Origin of the sequence: Mesorhizobium sp. M1E.F.Ca.ET.063.01.1.1 (genome assembly GCF_003998155.1) — a bacterium.
GTDB lineage: Bacteria > Pseudomonadota > Alphaproteobacteria > Rhizobiales > Rhizobiaceae > Mesorhizobium.
On sequence record NZ_RZSC01000911.1, the window covers coordinates 1 to 2111 of the forward strand.

Below are 2111 nucleotides of genomic sequence, written 5' to 3' on the forward strand. Positions count from 1 at the left end.
TGGCGCTGGTGCAGCCGGCCAGAAGTGAGGCGCCGATAAGCACCGCTCCAAAACGCATTTCGAAACGCATCTGTCCTCCTGAAATCAAATCGCGCCCGAACCGAGCAAAATTCCATGACGCGAACAAGGCGGTTCAGATGAGTTCCAAGTAAATAACCTGGTCCACTGCGACGATTTCTCATTGAAAGCAGCCGCGGGCCGGCCGCCGGCGAGGTCTAAGCCTCCATCAGGCGTTCGCCATATTCGGTCCAGAGCTGCTTGGCCTCACGGCTGCCAAGCGGCGGCGTCGAGCGGTCGCCGTAGGAGATGGCGACGGCGCTCAGATCATACTGGCCGTCGGCCTCGGCGATGAAGCGGATGGCTTCGCCGAGCGGCCTCGAGTGGAAGATCGGATCGGCCTGGCCCCGGCCCAGGCTGCGAACGCCCGAAATGCTTGCTGGCACATGCCGCATCCGAAAGACGGATGCCATGGCAGGTTTGTCCATGCCCGCTCTCCGCGATTCCAATGCGGGATGATTCCATAAGGTCCGGCTGATGACCAGTCATTACAAGCCAGACGGGGCAGGACTGCCCGAGGAAGTAAGCCCGGGCTCGCGGCGCTGCCTTCCTGTCTACGAGCAGCGACGAGACGGCAAGACCGTTTCGCGCTTGGCCTTTCCTGCCAAGGTTGATGAGGCAGCGACGAGGCGGCAAGGCCGCCTCGCGCTTTAGCGATGCCAGCGGTGGAACCAGTCGGGCTCCGGCTGCGAATTTCTGGCGATGGCGAGCCCGATCAGCACGCCGAACAGTCCGCCGATCGCGACCGCGGTGGAAATCGTGCCGGGATTCTGCTGCACCGTTTCGGAAACGCTATGCGCCTGGCTGCGCAATTGCCTGGCCGTGCGCGAGGCGCGGCCGGTGGCGCTGCTGTAGAGGTTCGAGGCGCGGTCGGCTGCGCTTTGATACCACCCGTGAGCCGTCTCCTCGGCCTGGTCGGAGAGCATCCGGTTGAGCCGGCTCACCTCGCGCTTCAGCTCCGCGATCTGCTTCTTCATCGCCGCCTCGGAAGCACCCGAGGACCGCGCGCTGCGCGACGCGCCTCTGTTGCGCGGGGTGCTCACCGTGCCCTTGCCGTTGCCGCTTGTCTGAGTGCTTGTGTCGTTGTCCGCCATTGTTTTCTCCCTTTTTTCATCCAACGGCCGGGGCGTCTCCTGGTTCCCAGCGAGCTGACCGCGACCGCCAAAGGCAAGGGCCGCGGAGCGAACTCCACGGCCCTCAGTGCAACGAAATTCAAAGGCTACTTGCCGCAGTGGTTGTCGTTGACGGTGGGCGCGGTGGTTCCGGACGACAGGTTGCTGGCATCCGGCTGAGCGCCCTGCGGACCAGGCGCGCAGTTGCGGTCGGCGTTCGAATTCATGCCGTCGTCATAGGCCGGGCCGCCATAAATGCTGCCGGTCGTGCCCGTGTCGATGTTGTTGTCGGGATTGGGAATAACCGTCTGGCCGCTGCCGATGCCGGTCGTATCGTTTGCGTTGCCCGAGCCCATATGGCCGGCACTCTGCGCCATCGCCGCCGTGGCAAGACCGATCGTGAGCGCCGAGGCCGCAAGGATGGTTCTAAACATGATTTCTCCTTTCTTGGCGAAGGTCGTCGCGTCGCGACTAGGGGCGCAACCATTCGGACCGCCCATGGTTCCAAACAAAAATGCCCGCCTGCGGCGACCTGTCCCGGTCAGGCCGTTTTTCGACGGCCGGGCGTTTGCGGTGGTGCGGCGCCATGGAGAGGCTCTCAAAGAAAATAGGAATATTTACCTAAAAGCCGTTGCCCGGTGAGGGCAGCAATGCTATGATTTTATCCATGGTGCTGATTTGCGCCAACGACCCGCCGCCCGGCGGGTCTTGTTTTGCAAGCGCACACAAAATTCCTGGAGCGCTGGCGGGACAGTACCCCCCTCTGGCCTGCCCGTCCTCCGCAGCAGCTGCGGAGGGTGGACCGGCCATCTCCCCCGCAAGGAGGGAGATCAGCAGCTCCCGCGCCGGCCCTTCTTACTGTCTGCTGCGCCAATTGGCGAAAGCGGCCGCGACATCCAATCTCCCCCTTTGCGGGGGAGATGGCCGGCAGGCCAGTGGGGG

The 2111-nt window shown here is 63.6% G+C and carries 3 protein-coding genes; all 3 read right to left on the reverse strand.

From position 1 onward, the window contains the following. Positions 1 to 215: 215 nt before the first annotated feature. Positions 216 to 485: a hypothetical protein gene (locus EOA29_RS34150; protein WP_126094511.1), complete on the reverse strand. Its 270-nt coding sequence runs from the start codon at positions 483 to 485 to the stop codon at positions 216 to 218. 222 nt (positions 486 to 707) lie between these two features. After that, positions 708 to 1151 (reverse strand): hypothetical protein, encoded by a 444-nt coding sequence (locus EOA29_RS34155; RefSeq protein ID WP_126094510.1) that lies wholly within the window; start codon positions 1149 to 1151, stop codon positions 708 to 710. A gap of 125 nt (positions 1152 to 1276) precedes the next feature. Then, entirely contained in the window at positions 1277 to 1603 is a 327-nt protein-coding gene (locus EOA29_RS34160; protein ID WP_126094509.1) for a hypothetical protein, read from the reverse strand. Positions 1604 to 2111 lie beyond the last annotated feature (508 nt).

Excerpts from the sequence above, each read along its gene's own strand:
- EOA29_RS34150 (WP_126094511.1), bottom strand. The coding sequence starts at position 485 with ATGGACAAACCTGCCATGGCATCCGTCTTTCGGATGCGGCATGTGCCA.
- EOA29_RS34160 (WP_126094509.1), bottom strand. The coding sequence starts at position 1,603 with ATGTTTAGAACCATCCTTGCGGCCTCGGCGCTCACGATCGGTCTTGCC.
- EOA29_RS34155 (WP_126094510.1), bottom strand. The coding sequence starts at position 1,151 with ATGGCGGACAACGACACAAGCACTCAGACAAGCGGCAACGGCAAGGGC.